Genomic DNA, 18,270 nt, shown 5'->3' with positions numbered 1-18,270 from the left:
GTGGCGAGTGGGCTTGCCCACGTTCGACTGCGCAGCAGTCGCAAAACCGGCCAACGCATTCCGTCAGATCGACCTCGCTTGCAGGTTTCAGGGCTGCTGCGCACCCCAGCGTGGGCAAGCCCACTCGCCACAATGGGGGGGCGTGCCCGGAAAGGCCTGTGCGTGCTGGCGCTGCTGTTCAGCGTGCCCGCGTTCGCCCTGGAAACACCGCCCCTGGACGTCGAGCAATCGCAGGTGTTCCGCGCCTGGTTCGTGCGTATCGCCCAGGAGCAACTGACCCAGGGCCCGAGCCCGCGCTGGTACCAGCAGGACTGCGCCGGGCTGGTGCGTTTCGCCGCCAACGAAGCGCTGAAAACCCATGACGACAAATGGTTGCGGGCCAATGGCCTGTCCAACCGCTACCTGCCGCCCGAACTGGTCCTCAGCGAGGGCCAGCGCAACCTGGCCCAGCAATGGCAACAGGGCGGCGGCAAGGTCGGGCCCTACGTCAATGCGATCAAGCTGATCCAGTTCAACAGTCAACTGGTCAGCCGCGACCTCAACCAGGCGCGGCCCGGCGACCTGCTGTTCTTCGACCAGGGCGACGACCAGCACCTGATGATCTGGATGGGCCGCAACATCGCCTATCACACCGGCACCACCACCCCCACCGATAACGGCATGCGCTCCGCCAGCGTGCAGCAACTCATGACATGGAAGGACACCCGATGGATACCCGATGCAACGAACCCCAACTTCATCGGCGTCTACCGGCTGAACTTCCTCTCTCGATGAACGGGTCTCCCATGAAGCGTCTGTTTTCCCGAATGGTTTTCGCCCTGGCCGTGCTGCTGCCGGTTGTCGCCGCTGCCGCCGATGACTCGGTGCCGCCGAGCAACTACACGCCGGTGGCCGGCGAGAGTTTCTTCCTGCTGGCCGACAGTAGCTTCGCCAGCGACGAGCAGGCCCTGGTCCGCCTCGAAGCGCCGGGCCGCGACTACCGGCGTTTCCGCATGGAGCCTTACGGCGGTGCGGATATCCGCGTGTACCGCATCGACCAGCCGCTGGAATTCCTCAAGCGGCAGAAGAACCTGCACCGGGTGGTCAGCGACGGCCAGTTCAAGGGCGAAGGGCTGTCCAACACCCTGGCCTACCTGTGGGACAACTGGTACCGCAAATCCCGTCGCGTGATGCAGCGGGCGTTCTCCTACGAGTCGCGCAAGCAAGTGACCGAGGAAGTACCGGAACTGAAAATGGGCCAGGCCATCGCTGCGCCGACCCCGTACGACAATCATCCGCAATACGCGCCGCTGCCCGGCCTGCCAATGGTCAGCCAGTTCCGCTACCCGCTGTGGGACGCCAAGCCGATCCAACCGCCGAAGGGCGTCGACCTGGCCGGCTCCTCCAGCCAGTTCATCAGCGTTGCTCCCGGTAACGTCTATATCCCGCTGGGCAAACTCAAGCCGGGTTTGTACCTGGTGGAAGCGCTGATCGGCAAATACCGCGCGACCACCGTGGTGTTTGTCTCCAACACCGTGGCCGTGAGCAAGATCGCCGGCGACGAACTGCTGGTCTGGGCGGCACGCAAGCATGAAGGCAGCTCGGTGCCCAAGGTCAAGGTGCTGTGGACCGACGGCCTGGGCGTGATGAGCAGCGGCGAGACCGATGCCGATGGCCTGCTGCGCCTCAAGCACGTCAGCCCGGAGCGCTCGTTCATGATCGGCGAGGACGACGAGGGCGGTGTCTTCGTCTCCGAGAACTTCTATTACGACAGCGAAATCTACGACACCAAGCTCTACGCCTTCACCGACCGGCCGTTGTACCGGCCGGGGGATTGGGTGTCGATGAAGATCGTCGGTCGCGAATTCAAGAACGCCCGCGACTCGGTCAACCCGACCACCGCCCCGGTGCGCGTCAGCGTGCTGGATGCCACCGGCACCACCTTGCAGACCCTGGACCTGAACCTGGACGCCAAGTCCGGGACCCAGGGCCGTTTCCAACTGCCGGACAACGCCGTGGCCGGCGGTTACGAACTGCGTTTCAACTACCGCGACCAGACCTACAGCAGCGCCTTCCGCGTCGCCGAGTACATCAAGCCGCACTTTGAAATTTCCATGGACCTGGCCAAGCAGGACTTCCGCACTGGCGAGCCGATCAAGGGCAAATTGCTGTTGCTTTACCCGGACGGCAAGCCGGTGGCCGATGCCCGCGTGCAACTGAGCCTGCGTGCCCAGCAACTGTCGATGGTTGACAACGAGCTGCAATACCTCGGGCAATTCCCGGTGGAACTGACCAGCACCGAACTGACCACCGACGACAAGGGCCAGGCCGTGCTTGACCTGCCGGCGGCGGAAAAACCGAGCCGTTACATGCTCACCGTGTTTGCCAGCGATGGCGCGGCGTATCGGGTCAAGACCACCAAGGAAATCCTGATCGAGCGTGGCGCGGCCCGCTATCGCCTGTCGGCGCCGCAGCGCTTCAGTGCGACCGGCGAGAAGGTCGCGTTCGGCTATGCCAGCGAGTCCACTGTTGCCCAGCCCAATGCCGGCACGCCGAGCACCTATAGCTGGGTCCGCCTGGAAGACCAGTCCACCGGTGGCGGCAAGCTGGCGGCCAACGACAAAGGCTTCAGCGTCACCTTCGACCGTCCCGGCACCTACAACCTGTCGCTCAAGGACGATCACGAGCGCATCCTTGGCGCCACTGGCCATTCGGTGACCGGCGATGGCGTGAAAGCCGTGCCCGGCACCGTGGAAATCCTCCTCGACAAGCCCGAGTACCAGGCCGGTGATGAAGCCCTGGCGCTGATCACCTTCCCGGAGCCGGTCACCGACGCGCTGCTCTCGCTGGAACGCGACAAGGTCGAAGCTACCGCATTACTGTCCAAGGGCGGCGATTGGTTGCGCCTGGAAAAAATCAGCGACACGCAATACCGTGCGCGGATTCCGGTGAAGGACAACTACGCTCCCAACCTGACCTTCTCGGTGCTCTACACCAAGGGCGGCGAATACAGCTTCCAGAACGCCGGCCTCAAGGTCACCACGCCGCAGATCGAGGTGGCCATCGCCACCGACAAAGAAAGCTACCAACCGGGTGACACCGTCTCGGTGGACCTGACCACCCAGTTCGCCGGCAAGCCGATCCCGGCGCACCTGACCGTCAGCGTGGTGGATGAAATGATCTACGCGCTGCAACCGGAAGTGGCACCGAGCATCGACCAGTTTTTCTACCACCCACGGCGCAACAACGTGCGCACCAGCGCCAGCCTGTCGTTTATCAGCTACGACGTGGCATTGCCGGGCAGCCCGGGCGCACCGGGCAAGGCCAACCGCAGCGAACGTGGGGTGAAAGTGCTGGAGCGGCCGCGCCGTGAAGACGTCGACACCGCTGCCTGGCAGCCGGAGCTGGTGACCGACGCCAACGGCAAGGTGCGTTTCACCTTCCGCATGCCGGACTCCCTGACCCGCTGGCGCATCACCGCCCGGGCCATCGCCGATGCCGGGCAGGTGGGGCAGAAGAACCAGTTCATCCGTTCCGACAAACCGCTGTACCTGAAATGGAGCGGCCCGACCCACTTCCGCACTGGCGACCAACCGAAGCTTGGCCTGTTCGCTTTCAGCCAGGCCGACAAGCCGGTCAAGGCCGAACTGGTGATTCGCTACGCCGGTCAGGAACAGCGTCTGCCGCTGTCGCTGAACAAAGGCATCAACTACATCCCGCTGCCGGCGACCCCGCTGAGCAGTGGCGACTGGAGCGCCGAGCTGCAACAGGATGGCAAATCCCAGGATGCCCTGGCGGTACGCTTGAGTGCAGTGGGTGACGGCTGGCAAGTGACACAAAGCCAGAACCTCAGCGTAGCCAGCGGCGACACCCCGCTGAGCCTGCCGGCGGACGCCAGCGATATCCGCCTGCGTCTCGACGACAGCCCGCAAGCGCTGTTCCGCGCCAACCTCGATGATCTGCTCAGCTACCCCTATGGCGGCGTTGAACAGACCGCCAGCCAGCTGCTGCCGTTGAGCATCGCCTACCCGGCGCTGTCGGCCAACGCCCAGGTGCGCGACCGTCTGCGTCTGATCATGCAGAACAGCCGCCTGCGGCTGGTCTCGATGGCCGGGCCGGATGCCTGGTTCACCTGGTGGGGTGAAGATGTCACTCCGGATGCTTTCCTGACCGGTTACGCCTATTACGCCGACTGGCACGCCAGCAAGGCGCTGGGCATCAGCCTGCCGCCGGATCACTGGCAGCGGGTGCTGGATGTCTACGGCAAACAGGCCGCCGTCACGCCATTGCTGCAACGGGCGCTGGTACTGTCGTTCGCCAAGGACATGCAACTGCCGGTGAACACCCTGCTGAGCGGCCTGATGGACGAACTGGCGAAAGCCGGCGAGGGCGCCGACGCCAACCTGATGGACGATGGCCAGGACAGCGTGATCATGAGCGCACCGGATTCGGCCCTGGGCCTGGCCAGTGCGCGAGTGCTGACCGCCGCCCTGGCCCGCCAGAGCAAAGTCGCCTTGCCGGATGCGTTCAGCAAGCAACTGCCCGCGGCCGAACAGCGCCTCGGTGCCAGCTCGCAACCGTTCGCCAGCGCCTTGAACCTGTCGATCAAACCGTTCAACGCCGACCTGGCCCAGGACCTGTTGCAACGTCTGTTGCCGCAGCAATCGACCCTGGAACGTGCGCTGGCCCTGACCTGGCTGCAACGCAGCGTCGAGCAGACCCCGAAAACGGTCACCCTGATCCCGGGCGAAGGCTGGCAAGCGCGTCAGGGCGGGACCGGTGAAAACTACTGGCAATGGCAGGGCACGGGTGTGCCGAGCGTGCTGACCGTGAGCGGTGCACAGGAGCGTCCATTGCGGGCCAAACTGAGCTACCTCAGCCAGCAGAAAGTGCCGGACGACCTGCCGGTGCAGATCAAGCGTCGCTTGCTGGAACTGGTGCCGGGCGACGACGCCTACACCTTCAGCCTCAAGGCCGTGGGCGACAAGCCGTTGTCCAGCGACAGCCTCTACCTGGACGAAGTGATCCTCAGCACCAAGAGCCCCAAACCGTTGCGCTACGGCATGCTCGAAGTGCCGTTGCCGCCGGGTGCGGACGTTGAGCGCACCACCTGGGGCGTCAACCTTGCCGGGCTGGCCGGTGCTGAAGCCACGCCTTTGGAGAAGGCGCATTTCGAACCGGGGCAGATGGCTTACGGTGTACCGGTCAACAGCCTCAACGGTGAAGTGCGCCTGCGCCACCTGATCCGCTTCTCGCAGAAGGGCCAGTTCAAGTTGCCGCCGGCGCGTTTCAGCCAGATCTATGCGCCAGAGCACCAGGCCCAGGAGCAGAAGCCGGCGCTTGGGCAGATCACAGTCGAATAACATGACCCGCCCACTGGCTTGGTTACTGTTGTGTATCGTTCCTCTGCTGGCGACGGCAGAGGAAGCGCCCTTGCGCCTGGCCTGGAAAACCGCAGGTGGTTATGAACTGGTGCAGTTGAACACCACCCAGGTGCTCAACCGCGAGCCGTTGCCGGCGGATCTGCAAACGCCGTTGGGCAGCCTGTGGAAACTCTTCGTCTATGCCTGGTTGGTGGACACCGACCAGAAAGAGCCTGCCTACGATTGTCATGGGCAGGATCACGAGGAAGTCTATTGCTGCACCCCGGGCGGCAGTATTGCCCGGGATGCTGCCTTGGTCCGTTCCTGTGGTTTGTACTTTGATCCCAAGCGTTTGAAGATCGATGACGGTCAATGGCGCGCCTACTGGCAGGCACGGCAGGCGCCCGCTTGGCTACTGAGTTTCAACCAACTGCAACCGCAAACCCGTGTCCCCGTGGTGCAATTGTTGGAAGCGCTGCGCACGCTGCCCGCTCAGGACTCGGCGCGCAAACTGCTGCTGGACGTGGTGCTCAATGCCGCCGATGGTCAGGCGGTGGGGCTGCTCGGCGGGCGCGTGCGGGTCAAGACCTGGAGCTGGCTCGGCGACCAGGATGCGCACTCACGCCAGGGCGGTTTTGCCGGTTGGTTGGAAGACGGCACGCCGCTTTGGGCTGGTGGTCGCGGTACCAGCCAGATGGTGCTGCGGCACTACTCGGATGTGCTGGGTAGCTTCTTGCCATCGCCTTCGTCCGAAGATGCCGGGCGTTGCGTGCAGGTCGATCTGTTTTCCCGTTATCCGCTGAAAGGTGTTACCCGTGCTGATGGCCAAGCCGCTCCCAACGGTGCCTTGCAAGGCCACTATCGGGTCGACTTCGCCAATGGCAACCAGTTGGATATCGAAAGCGCGGGCGAACTCTTCCTGCTGCTGAACGCCGGTCAGCCGCAGTTGGTTGCGCGGCTGGACCGTGAGGAATACGTCGCCCGTGTCCTGCAACGTGAAGCCAAGACCGAACCGGTCGAAGCCGCCAAGGCCCTGGCCGTGGCGATCCGCACCTACCTGTTGCAGAACGCTGGCCGTAGCGGCGACTGCCTGAGCATTGACGACAGCAGCGGCCGTCAGCGCGTTGCTCCACGTCCGGCCACCGCCGAAGCTCGGGGTATCGCGGCCTGGACCAGCGACCTGGTGCTGGCGGGCAGCCCGGTGACTTACCACTCTGATCAGTCGGGCCCGGACAAGCTGTCCTGGCAACAGGCGGTGGAACAGGCCAAGGACGGCGAGCGTTACGACCAGATTCTCCAGCACGCTTATCCGCGTGCGAGTTTGAGCCGCTGGGACAACCCGGTGGCTTCGTGTAAGCCGTTGCCGGCAGCGCAGGAATGGCTGCTGAAACAGCGTCGCGTCTGGCGCCAGCGCCTGGACCAGGAAGTCGGCTATAACGAATTGAGCCAGTTTGCGGTCTGTCGGGTGTCTTACGGTCGGCCTTATGTCGACCGCGAGCGCCAACGCATCTATGTGCGCGGCGTGCTGACCCAGCAGGACCGACTCGACCTGACCCATGAATACCTGCACCTGGCGTTCGAGGCCCATCCGAACGGCCAGGACGAAGATTACGTCGAAGGGCTTGCCCGTCACCTGTTACTGGAATAGGCCATGAAATTGCGCATCTCCACCGTTGTCCTGTTCCTCGGCGCCCTGGTTGTGCTGAACGCGGCCCATGCCGACAGCGGCATCCAGCTGGACACGCCCAAGGGCGGCTGGCATGCCGGCTCGCCGGACGGCGAACACTTCCGCCAGACCGTCAACTACCCGGCCTCGTCGGTTAACACCCCTGCGGGCCAGGCGGATACGGCGCGGATCCGGGGCATGATCAAGGGCGCGCCGAAGAGCGCCAGGATGCCGGGGAATCTGATCGTCAATGGCGTGAGCATGCCGTTGAAGATCGATGAGTCGGGGAATTTTGATCGACCGTTTTCGTTTCCCACTGGCAGTAATAGCGTTGAAGTGCGCAGCCCGGATGGGCAGCAGCGCAAGCGGGTGCAGTTTCTCAATGTGGGCGGCGGGGCGACCCCGGCCAAGTTGCGGATTCTGTTGTCGTGGGATACGGACGGCACTGACCTGGATTTGCATGTGGTGACGCCGGATGGTGCGCATATCTGGTACGGCGACCGGGTCGCTCCGAATGGTGCGGCGTTGGATGTGGACGTGACCACCGGCTACGGTCCGGAGATTTTCTCCATGCCCGCACCGATCAAAGGCCAGTACCTGATCTATGTGAACTACTTCGGTGGTGGTTATCGCAGTGACGATGACGAGAGCGGCGGGCAGGAGAATGCCGTGCAGCCACTGACCACGGCGAAGGTTACGGTGATTACGGAGGAGGGGACGGTGAACGAGAAGATGGAATCGTTCATCGTGCCGATGCGGGCGCCGGGGGAACTGACGTTGGCGAGGCGGTTTAGTTATCCCTGAGAATGCTCAGGTCCTGGCCTAACGTGTCTCTGTTTTGCGGTTTTGACGACACGTGGTGGGGATATGTCGCTGACGGCAACATGAGGGAAGAACGTGTCGCTGAAATCTCGTTTCAGCGACACGTCGGAAACTTCGTTCTTGTCTGGTCCCAAATGCTGATGCTCAACGAGGATGTTGGGCGACAGACAGTCTCGGTGTGATGGGTAACGATGCTTGGCCCAATGAAACGGGAGTCCAGCGAGTCCATTCAAGAAAAATTTGGATATACCGTTGACATATCCCTTCACTGTTTTACAGTGGGATATACGTAAGGCATATCCCTGAGGTGTCACATGGAGCAAGGTTCCGTATTTCAGAGCAATCGTAGCCAGGCTGTGCGCTTGCCAAAGGCCGCTGCGCTACCTGACGACGTAAGGCGTGTTGATGTTGTCGCTATCGGCAGAGCCCGGATTATTACCCCTGCGGGTGAGTCGTGGGATAGCTGGTTTGATGGCGAGGGGGTAACCGCTGATTTCATGGCTGATCGTGAGCAACCAGTTGAGCAGGAGCGGGAGTTGTTTTGATGCTCAAGTTCATGCTCGACACCAACATCTGCATTTTCACCATAAAGAACAAACCCCAGCATGTGCGCGAGGTATTCAAAGCGCACAGTGGGCAGCTGTCCATCAGCACCGTGACATTGATGGAGCTGATCTACGGCGCGGAAAAATCGCTGAATCCAGAGCGGAATTTGGCGGAGGTAGAGGGCTTTGCGGCGCGCTTGGATGTCTTGAAATACGATCAGGGCGCGGCCGCGCATACGGGCCAGCTTCGTGCCGAGTTGGCCAGAGCTGGCAAGCCTATTGGTCCCTACGACCAGATGATTGCCGGACACGCCCGTTCACAGGGCCTGATTCTGGTCACAAACAACCTTCGTGAGTTTGACCGGGTACCAGGTCTGCGCGTGGAAGACTGGATGTAGGAAAAACGTCATGATTTACCTGTGGATGAAGTCGCCGACAGTGGTCCCTTGAACTCACTGTCCAATACTTCGGTGAAGTCTTTGGTCTCAGCCTTCAGGTAATCCTGTAAAGAGGTACAGCGTGTCAGCGCCGACCTGAATATCCAGGTCCGCCGATTCAACGGTCCAGCCACCGTCGCTAATGGCCGCGCAGGCGAACGCATCAGCATCGCTCGATGGCTTCAAGCCTGGGTAGTGCTTGATATCGTCGTTCATATCCAGGTTGAAAACCTGTCCGTCCATGAAGGTCAGCTTCAGTGTGAAACCTGGGTGTGCTTGCACGGCCAGCAGGCGAGGGCGTTTCATGGCTGCCATTTTTTCCGTTCTGTCCGATTATCCATGCCAAGGCCTCCGTGAGAGAGTCACTGATGACTCGAGCTTTTTAAGCAGGTCGCCCATCGGTCCCGATTAGTCGGGGTCTGATGGGCGACCATGGAAGTCACCATGGAAGTCACAGCCAAACTGACTCCGTGTGATTGGTCGGCTGGAAATTCAGCCAACGTAGTTTCGAAAGCTCGCTCTGAAATCCAAAGGCTTCAGGTACAGATGATCCGACAGATCGCCGCGCAGAATGAAGAGCTTGGGCGCGTTGCGCAGTTCAAACACTCGGTAGAGAAAGAACTGTTGATCCATCTCTTTTGAGAACTGCAGCTCGTTGTGGCTGATGATGAAGGGCGCCGCTATTCCATTGTTGGTGGTTTTGACTTCGATGTACCGATGGTCCACCGGTGTATCGAACGACAAAATATCGAACCCGGCACCGTCGCCTCGGGTGTCCGATATCCATTCCAGTTGCTGAATCAGATCCGGGTAGCCAGCCTCCTGCAACCGCTGGTGCTCGTAGCCGATGACCCATTCTTCTCCGCTGCGGCCCAGTTGCCGGTTGGCTTCGTCACGTGCCGCGAAATTGAGCTTACGGGGTATGCGGATGCGCGATGTGGCTTCGGATACCTGAAGTAAAGCTTCCTTCTTGGGCGCATCCACCAGCACGGTGCTGGTGTAGGTCTTTTCCCCGGGCGCTTTTACTTCCTCCAGTGCATCGACAACTTTATGCATGACGCTGCGGTTATCTGTGACATAGGCCTGAACCGCTTGGCGCAGTAAAAGCTGGCTGTTACCTCGTGGCTTGTAGCCCTGAATAAATGGCAATTCCAGGCCAGCCAAAATGGCGCTGATGTTCGAATGCTTGAGTTCCACCGAACCTTTGCTTCGTCCGTTGAGTCGGGCGCGTAATGCGCTGTTGTGTTCGGTTTTGTTGTAGGGGCGCTGTTCAGCTTCAAGCCGCAGCATTTCAAAGTAATCGGCTACGGTCGCATCGACTTCGTCCTGCGACCAGTCCTCTCCGATTCGGATCACATCGAACCCGAGCGACTGCAATTTGGCCGCGACGGTCGCTTCGTTTTCCACAAGCGCTGTCGCGCTCAGTGGGCCGTCAGATGGGAATTGCACGCCGTAGGCAACCGCCACAACGGCTTTGATATCGCACTGTTCGCCATTTCGTGGGTTGCGCGCCAGGAAGTACCTCGATTTTCCGAAGCCATACCGCTTCAGAAAGGCAGAGCGTCCCAGGGTTGAGAACTCGTCAAAGGCGGCTTGGACGGCGGCGGGGCTTTGCAGTCGGGAGAGCTCATTCATTTCGCATCATGCGCCACTATGTAAGTCAAATCCTGTGAATTTGCAGGAGAGTCTCACATAAAAAACGAAGTCTTAGAAATGGCTGTCCAGAGAAGGAGAAATATCCTGTTAGCTCGACGAAAAATCTTACGAGCACCTGATGGGGAGAGCTTTGTAGTCGTCAGCAAAAAGGGGAGCACTGCTCCCCTCTAAATCGCACTGGGCTTGTACCCGTCAGTTTGTTACCCCAGCGGACTGGTCCTCAATCACGGAATCAACTTGTCGTTGAGCCAACTCGATCAGATGCACGACACCCATCGCCACTTTGCGATTCGCACCGCTTAGGTTGTCTGCATTTTCATAAGCAGTGGCGGCAGCGGAGTCCAGTATTGAGCTCGCGTTGACGAGGGCTTCTTCTCGGCTTTGTGGCGCCGGGGGCTTGCCTTGTATTCCTGCGATACCAGGGCGTTTTGGACCGCCGCCCTGAGGCAATATGTAGTACGCCAAGGCGCGATCAGCGGCTTGGGGGTCAATGCTTTCGATTCCGGAGGTTCCCGGTGGGTTGGGTGTGACTTTGTACATGGCAAATCTCCAATCTCACGGATGGAGCCGTCACCAGTATCGCTACCAAACGATTGGGGTGGCGGCTGTACACAGGTTGGTAGACCGGAAGATTGGAGAAACCGGCGCGCCCGAAGGTGCCCTGCGCACAGCCACCATAAAATGCAGGCAATAAAAAACGCCTCATTCCAAGGGGGCGCTGTGCGCCAATCTATACCGGGCTACCAAACCCGATCACTGATATGCAGTGACGGACTGAAGACTAGTCATCGAAATTAGCAGGCGCAAGCGCTCAGGATTTTCTAGGAAACTTCATTCAAAGGAAAGCGAGTTGTCTTGCAGGCACTGCAAGATCACTGAAAAAACGCAGCTGATTTGACGGTGTTAAAACGCTGAAAGGGCAGTTGGCCGGGAGCGCGAACTCTCCTGCTGGGCCCTCGATTTTCCAGGTGCTTAGGACTGATACGACTCAGTGGTTATGTGGATTTCCACGACCTGTCAAATACCGGGCCCAGTCACGTGGGCCGGCAATCTGGCCAAGCGGTCCCATCCTTCTGCGCTGATCCCTGAGCAGTTCGGCAACCACAGTTTTTGTAGCGGCAACTGCTCCAACACGGACACCACGGCTGAAGTGAGCTGCGATTCTCCCGGACCCGCCGCGAGTGTCAGATCTCGCAGTGGCAAATGCGCCAGGTGGGCCACTCCGGCGTCGGTGAGCCAAGGACTTTCATATAAACCGAGTCGTTGCAGCGGTAGATCGCGCAAGCAAGCCAGGTCGGCATCGCGTAGATCCAGACCGCTTATCTCAAGTTGCTCCAACGGCAATCCCAATTCGACGAGCATTCGCAAAGCCTTGCCGTCGATGCCGCGACAAAAACTGAGATTAAGCCTCTTCAGCGGCAGACCGGCCAGTTGTTTCAGCTCTTTCCCGGTGATGTCGTTCAATGAAAGGTCCAGCGATTCCAGGTCCAAACCGCGCAGGTCGGACAACGTATGCGCGTCGATACCTTGCACATCGGAGAGCCCCAGGCGTTTCAGTGGAAACGCGTGCAGCACATCGAGCCTCTCGATCATTTGCTGTGAAGATTTGAGATCCAGATCGGCGAGTGGCATGCCTTCCAGCTCCGCGATGTCGTCCTCGCAGATATACGAAGATTGCAGCGAAAGCCGTTCGATCGGCAGGTCTCGGATGGCGTGAAGCATGGCGTCGGTTGCGTAACAGTAATCGAGGCTCAGCGAGCGCAATGCGGTCAGGCTGTGGAGCCAGGAAGGCTCCTTCAGGATTGCGCCATTCCAGCCGAGCGATAGCTGTTCGAGTGGATGATGCCCCAAGTGCTGCATTCCATGTGAGGTGAGTTCCCCTGCGCGTTCGAATGTGAGTGAGCGCAACTTGAGTCGTGACAGCCCGAGCAGGCCGTCGTCGGTGACCTCATCACAACGGTTCAACGACAGCTCCTGCAGCGCGCCACTGCCGAGTTGCTGGAGGAAACGGTCGTCGAAGTCCTCGCCGTAGGTTTCCAACTTCAGCCGGCGCAACCGTTCGAGTGACGGGAGGCTGGTGGCGTTGTCATCGCGCGAAAAACCGGTGATTTCCAATGTTTCGAGGGCTGTGGCTGGCAAACGTTGCCACACAGTCTGATCGCAGCTGAAATTCGGGCTGTTGAGTACCAGGGTACGCAGTGGCAGCCCAGCCAGGGCATCAAGCCAGTCAGGCTCGGCATTCTCCAACACGATATGGTCTACGGGCAGTCCACGAAGCTGCGACAACAATGCCTTGGGGCGATTGCTATGCGCGGTGGCGTTCAACTGCGCAACTGCGGCGATAGCGGCCGGATCGCACAGGCCGGCAGCGACTCGTAATCCATCCAGTGAAGCCTCTCCACTGTCGAGCAAATCGCGATAAAGCGAAGCGCGCGCGGCAATGTCATCGGGTGCGGCAGAGAGTTGGGCCATCAGGGCGTTGCGGTTCAGCACAATTGACGAGTCCGAGGTGAGTGAGCCGAAAGGATTGATGGAAGTATTAGCCAGTGAAGTCAGCCAGGTGTCCAGAGGCATGCGTGAAAAAAGGGGAGCAAGCTTCAATGCCAGTCGCTCAGGGAAGCTTGAAGCGGAGCGCGGTCTTGTGGCGAGTGGGCTTGCCCACGCTGGGGCGCGAAGCGGCCCCGAAACCAGCGAACGTAGCCTATCAGGGAGACCGAGTATGCCGATTTTGCGACTGCTTCGCAGCCGAGCGCGGGCAAGCCCGCTCGCCACAAATTTCAGTCAGTTAAGATCGCTCTTAACTGACAGGCATTAGGAGCAAGCTCCCCCTGTATGTCGCGCTGCTTTCCGTCAGCTTGTTACCCCTGCGGGCTGCTCTTCAATCACTGAATCCAGCTGCCGTTGAGCTAACTCGATCAGATGCACCACACCCATTGCCACTTTGCGACTGGCGCCCGTGAGGTTGTCCGCATTCTCATAGGCGGTGGCGGCAGCGGAGTCGAGGATTGAGCTGGCGTTGACGAGGGCGTCTTCTCGGCTTTGCGGGGCAGGGGCTTGGTTCTGTGTTCCTGTGACATCGGGGCGTTTTGGACCGCCGCCTTGAGGCAGTATGTAGTACGCCAAAGCGCGATCAGCGGCTTGTGGGTCGATGCTATCGATACCGGATGTTCCCGGTGGGTTGGGAGTGATTTTGAACATGCTGCGTGACTCCTAGTCGGTCAGTACGGAGCCGCTACTATCGCTACTAAACGATTCAAGGGTGGCGGCCGAACGCAGGTTAGTAGACCGGTGACTAGGCCCGGCGCACCCGAAGGCGCCCTGCGCACGGCCACCATAAAGCGCAGGTCGAAAGACATCGCCTTGCTGAAGGGGGCACTTTGCGCCTAGTCAAACGGCGGGCTACTAAACCCGATCACTGATGTGCAGTGACGACTGAAGACTAGCCACCGAAATTGGCAGGCACAAGCGCTCAGGATTTTCTAGGAAACTTCATTCAAAGGAAAGCGAGTTGTCTTGCTGGCGCCGCAAGATCACTGAAAATGAATTTTCTCATCGCCATTCAGCGCGCCATAGCCACATGTGAAGTCACTGGACTGGATGCTGTCGATCATTTCCGTGACGTCACGAAAATGATCGAAGCCGCTACATCCGCCGATGCTCAGTCATTGCCGAAAGCACCACCGACGTCGCCGCCGTCCTCGTCTCCACCCCCAGCTTGATATACACATGCTCCAGATGCTTGTTCACCGTACGCGGGCTCAAATCGAGGATGGTGCCGATGTCGCGATTGGTTTTTCCACAGGCTACCCAGCGCAACACTTCCACCTCACGGCCCGTCAGTTGAAAGCGCGCCGATAGCACCTGGCTGGCCGGTTCATCATTCAAACTCAAGGCCGCCACTGGCTGCGACGCCGCACGCGCCGAATGCAAAATACGTGAAGTCCGCAGATGCGCCGCCACCCGAGCCAGCACCTCATCGATCTGAATCGGCTTGGTCACGTAATCGCTACCACCCACCTCAAACCCCTGAACCACATGCCGACTCTCCGTCAGCGCCGTCATGAACAGCACCGGAATATCAGCACTCTCCGGTTGTGCCTTGATCCGCCGACAGGTCTCAAACCCATCCAACCCCGGCATCATCGCATCCAGCAGAATCAGGTCCGGGCGCCGGCGCTCGATCCGGTTCAACGCACTCAACCCATCCAGCGCCACCAGCACCATATAACCGGCATCGTTAAGCGCGTCGGAGAGCAGGGCAAGATTGTCCGGGGTGTCATCCACAATCAGCACGACACCGGGTTCAGCGACTGTGGTCAGTGCATTCATCTTCTGCCTCCTTGAGGGTGCGGTTGATTTCGTCCAGGCGAAAGTTCTTCAGCAGCTTGCGGATCGACCCGATAAACGCCGCCGTGTCGGGTGCCTCGGCCTGGATGCTGTCGAGCTTTTCCTGCAGGCCACGGACATAGCCGATGGCGCTGAGTTCTCCGAGGGCGACAAGGTCAGGGTGTGAGGGCAAGACCCAGGGTTCGGGGAGTGCTGCCGGCGCCGGCTTTTCACGCCGCACCCAATGCAGGTCAAGTTGTCTCTGAATCCGCTCCAGTAACTCCGGGGTACGCACCGGTTTGGCCAGATAGTCATTGCAGGCGCTGGCCAGGTTGCGCTCATCGCTGAAAGCATTGGCCGAGATCACGATGATCGGCACCGTGGACAGCGCATTGCGGCGGATCAGGCGGCTCGTCTCCCAGCCATCCATGGTCGGCATCGACAGGTCCATCAGAATCAGGTCCGGCCCCAGCAACGCCACCTGACGAATCGCTTCCTGCCCATTGCTGGCCTGCACCACCTCGAAGCCCAGCGGCGTGAGCATGCCATTGAGCACCTTGCGATGGTCGACATGATCGTCCACCACCAGCACCCGGCGCCGGGGCCCCTGGTAGCCGATGATGTCGTGCTCGACATGGACCACGGCCTGGGGCGCGCGCACCTGGGACAGAAACAGCCGCACCTGGAAGCAGGTGCCCTTGTCCTGCTGACTCTTGACCTGCAACTCGCCGCCCATCAACGAAGTAAGCATGCGGGTGATGGTCAGACCGAGGCCGACGCCCTTGTCCTGGCGCATCAGGTCGCCACGTTCGAACGGCTGGAAGATCCGCTCGATATGTTCGGGGTCGATGCCGATACCGGTGTCGATAATCTCGAAGGTCGCCGTTTCACGCATGTAACTGACCCGCAGGCAAACCTCGCCGCTGTCGGTGAAATTGACCGCATTGCCCAGCAGGTTGATCAGGATCTGCCGCACACGTTTCTCATCGCCACGCACCACCGCCGGCATCTTGCCGATCAGTTCCAGGCGAAAGCGCAGACCTTTCTCCTGGGCCTGCGGAGTGAACATCAGTTCCAGGTCATGGATCAGTTCCGGGAACGGAATCTCCGTCAGTTCCAGGCGCAGTTTGCCGGCCTCGATCTTGGCCACGTCGAGCAGGCCGTCGATCAGCGACAGCAAGTGCGAGCCACTGCGCAGGATGGTCGCCAGGGCATCCTGGTGCTGCTCCGGCATGGCCGCGTCGCGCTGCAGGTTCTGGGTAAAACCGAGGATGCTGTTGAGCGGCGTGCGCAGTTCATGGGACAGCCCGGTGATATAGCGACTCTTCGCCGCGTTGGCCGCCTCGGAGGCTTCCTTGGCATCCTGCAACGCCTGGTCGGTCAGACGGTGGGCGGCGATTTCCTGCATCAGCAACTGGGTCTGGCGGGTCGACTCTTCCTGGGCCACATGGCGACTTTCGCGGGTCAGGACGATCCACCAGGCGAGGATCGCCGCCAACATCGAGAGGGTCAGGAAGGCCTTGAAAAACGCCTGGTACAAGGTCGCCGAATGGGGCAAACCCTGGGACGCCTGGCCGTAGATCAGCGCCAGGGCGCCGCTGAGCATCAGGATCAGCACCAGCAGCAGACCGAGGTAATGCATCAGCCGGGTGTGCAGGCGCGGGACCAGGGTGCTCGGCAGCAGCCAGCGCAACAGCGATTCGAACTGCGCGGACAGGCGCCCCTGGGGTTTGCAACGGTCGCCGCAACGCGCATCCAGCGAACAGCACAGCGAGCAGATGGGCGTGCTGTAGGCCGGACAGAACGCCATGTCCGCGCTTTCGAACGGGTTGCTGCATAGGCCGCAGGTGATCTGTGTGCTCGGCTCTACCGGGCGCAGCAGCAACGGGTCGCTGCTGCGGGCGATGTAGTAGCGGCTGCCGGTAGCCCAGGCCAACAGCGGGACCATGATCAGCGCGGTACCGAGAGCGACAAAGGGCGGCGCGGCCTGGGCCAGGGCGCCGAACAGGCCGAAGTGGGCGAGGATCGACAGCAGCGAGGCAATCAGCATCGAGCCGACACCCACCGGGTTGATGTCGTAGAGGTGCGCGCGCTTGAACTCGATGTGTTTCGGCGACAGCCCCAGCGGCTTGTTGATCACCAGGTCAGCGACCACGCAGCCGATCCAGGCGGTGGCGATATTGGCGTAGAGGCCGAGCACCTGGTCGATGACATCGAACACCCCCAGCTCCATCAGCATCAGCGCAATCGCCACATTGAACACCAGCCAGACCACGCGGCCGGGATGGCTGTGGGTGACCCGGGCGAAGAAGTTCGACCAGGCCAGCGAGCCGGCGTAGGCATTGGTCAGGTTGATCTTCATCTGCGAGACGAACACGAACAGGACCATGGCGCCCAGAACCCATTCCGGCGAGGAGAACACATAACTGAAGGCCACCAGGTACATCTGCGTCGGCTCGGCGGCACGCTCCATGGGGATTTCGTGTTGCAGGGCGAGAAAGGCCAGGAAGGCGCCGCCGGCCATCTTCAGGGCGCCGGGGATGATCCAGCCGGGGCCGGCGCAGAGCAGCGCGGCCCACCAGCGTTTGCGGTTGGCCGCGGTTTTCTCCGGCAGAAAGCGCAGGTAGTCGACCTGTTCGCCGATCTGCGTCACCAGCGACAGGGCCACGGTGCAGGCCGCACAAAATTCCAGCAGGTTGAAGTCGCCGCCGCTGGTACTGCGGCCGAGGAAGCTGGTCCAGTCGCTGAAAGCCTGGGGATTTTTCACCAGCACGAACAGATAGGGCAGTACCAGCAACACCAGCCACAACGGTTGGGTCCAGAGCTGCAGGCGACTGATCAGCGTCACCCCATAGGCCACCAGCGGGATCACCAGTACGGAGCAGATCACATAGGCGAAGGCCAGCGGGATATGGAAATACAGCTCCAGGGCCAGGGCCATGATCGCCGCTTCCAGGGCGAAGAACAGGAAGGTGAAGCTGGCGTAGATCAGCGAGGTGATGGTCGAGCCGATATAGCCGAAGCCGGCGCCGCGGGTCAGCAGGTCCATGTCGACGCCGTAGCGGGCGGCGTAGTAGCTGATGGGCAGGCCGGTGAAGAAGATCACCAGGCTCACCGCGAGAATCGCCCAGAAGGTGTTGGTGAACCCATAACTCAGGGCCAGCACCCCGCCGATCGCCTCCAGAGCGAGGAACGACACAGCGCCTAAAGCGGTGTTGGCGATACGCAGCTCCGACCACTTGCGAAAGGACTTCGGCGTATAGCGCAGGGCGTAGTCCTCCATGGTCTCGTCGGCGACCCAGCTGTTGTAGTCGCGACGGATCTTGGCGATGCGCTGGGTGCCGGGTGGTAGCACGGTGTAGGACTCCTGCGGTCAAGGCGCTCCGTGCCTGGCGTTGTAGTGGTGAAAAATTGAGCAATTTTCATGCCCCAGGCTGCCGGGCCGCACCAGTGATTACCCGTGCGTGCGCCTGCGC

Annotated in this window: 13 protein-coding genes; 6 read left to right on the top strand and 7 right to left on the bottom strand. The window is 60.8% G+C overall.

Annotation, left to right across the window (positions count from 1 at the left end; translation table 11 throughout):
- Positions 1-132: 132 nt before the first annotated feature.
- The 6 genes from M5B96_RS27415 (at position 133) to vapC (ending at position 8,773) form a co-directional block, all read left to right on the top strand.
- A complete protein-coding gene (locus M5B96_RS27415; protein ID WP_248800097.1) occupies positions 133-774 on the top strand; it encodes a DUF1175 domain-containing protein in 642 nt (213 codons plus the stop codon).
- The gene (locus M5B96_RS27410; RefSeq protein WP_248800096.1) at positions 771-5,342 is read left to right on the top strand and encodes an alpha-2-macroglobulin family protein; all 4,572 of its coding nucleotides are present in this window, start codon (positions 771-773) and stop codon (positions 5,340-5,342) included. Before M5B96_RS27415 ends, M5B96_RS27410 begins: the two co-directional genes overlap by 4 nt.
- 1 nt (position 5,343) lies before the next feature.
- Positions 5,344-6,990 (top strand): DUF2300 domain-containing protein, encoded by a 1,647-nt coding sequence (locus M5B96_RS27405; protein WP_248800095.1) that lies wholly within the window; start codon positions 5,344-5,346, stop codon positions 6,988-6,990.
- A gap of 3 nt (positions 6,991-6,993) precedes the next feature.
- On the top strand, positions 6,994-7,812 hold the full coding sequence (locus M5B96_RS27400) for a YfaP family protein (protein WP_248800094.1): 819 nt from the start codon (positions 6,994-6,996) through the stop codon (positions 7,810-7,812).
- Positions 7,813-8,144: 332 nt separating this feature from the next.
- Complete coding sequence (gene vapB, locus M5B96_RS27395; RefSeq protein ID WP_248800093.1) at positions 8,145-8,375, top strand: type II toxin-antitoxin system VapB family antitoxin; 231 nt, start codon at positions 8,145-8,147, stop codon at positions 8,373-8,375.
- On the top strand, positions 8,375-8,773 hold the full coding sequence (gene vapC, locus M5B96_RS27390; RefSeq protein ID WP_248800092.1) for a type II toxin-antitoxin system tRNA(fMet)-specific endonuclease VapC: 399 nt from the start codon (positions 8,375-8,377) through the stop codon (positions 8,771-8,773). Before vapB ends, vapC begins: the two co-directional genes overlap by 1 nt.
- A gap of 87 nt (positions 8,774-8,860) precedes the next feature.
- Here the strand turns inward: vapC and M5B96_RS27385 are convergent, their stop codons facing one another.
- The 7 genes from M5B96_RS27385 to M5B96_RS27355 form a co-directional block, all read right to left on the bottom strand.
- Positions 8,861-9,118 carry a DUF2442 domain-containing protein gene (locus M5B96_RS27385; RefSeq protein WP_248800091.1) on the bottom strand — a complete coding sequence of 86 codons (258 nt, stop codon included), beginning with the start codon at positions 9,116-9,118 and terminating at the stop codon, positions 8,861-8,863.
- Between the two features lie 186 nt (positions 9,119-9,304).
- Entirely contained in the window at positions 9,305-10,447 is a 1,143-nt protein-coding gene (locus M5B96_RS27380) for a DUF3883 domain-containing protein (RefSeq protein ID WP_248800090.1), read from the bottom strand.
- A gap of 213 nt (positions 10,448-10,660) precedes the next feature.
- Positions 10,661-11,008, bottom strand: a complete 348-nt coding sequence (locus tag M5B96_RS27375) for a DUF6124 family protein (RefSeq protein ID WP_248800089.1) — start codon at positions 11,006-11,008, stop codon at positions 10,661-10,663.
- Between the two features lie 477 nt (positions 11,009-11,485).
- Entirely contained in the window at positions 11,486-12,940 is a 1,455-nt protein-coding gene (locus M5B96_RS27370) for a leucine-rich repeat domain-containing protein (protein ID WP_248800149.1), read from the bottom strand.
- Between the two features lie 378 nt (positions 12,941-13,318).
- On the bottom strand, positions 13,319-13,666 hold the full coding sequence (locus tag M5B96_RS27365) for a DUF6124 family protein (RefSeq protein ID WP_248800088.1): 348 nt from the start codon (positions 13,664-13,666) through the stop codon (positions 13,319-13,321).
- Positions 13,667-14,110: 444 nt separating this feature from the next.
- On the bottom strand, positions 14,111-14,797 hold the full coding sequence (locus M5B96_RS27360; protein WP_191486392.1) for a response regulator transcription factor: 687 nt from the start codon (positions 14,795-14,797) through the stop codon (positions 14,111-14,113).
- Positions 14,772-18,149: an ATP-binding protein gene (locus M5B96_RS27355; protein ID WP_248800087.1), complete on the bottom strand. Its 3,378-nt coding sequence runs from the start codon at positions 18,147-18,149 to the stop codon at positions 14,772-14,774. The genes M5B96_RS27360 and M5B96_RS27355 overlap by 26 nt, the downstream gene beginning before the upstream one ends.
- Positions 18,150-18,270 lie beyond the last annotated feature (121 nt).

The organism is Pseudomonas sp. MWU13-2105, assembly GCF_023242315.1.
Taxonomy (GTDB): Bacteria; Pseudomonadota; Gammaproteobacteria; order Pseudomonadales; family Pseudomonadaceae; genus Aquipseudomonas.
This window is presented reverse-complemented; position numbering and strand designations above follow the sequence as displayed.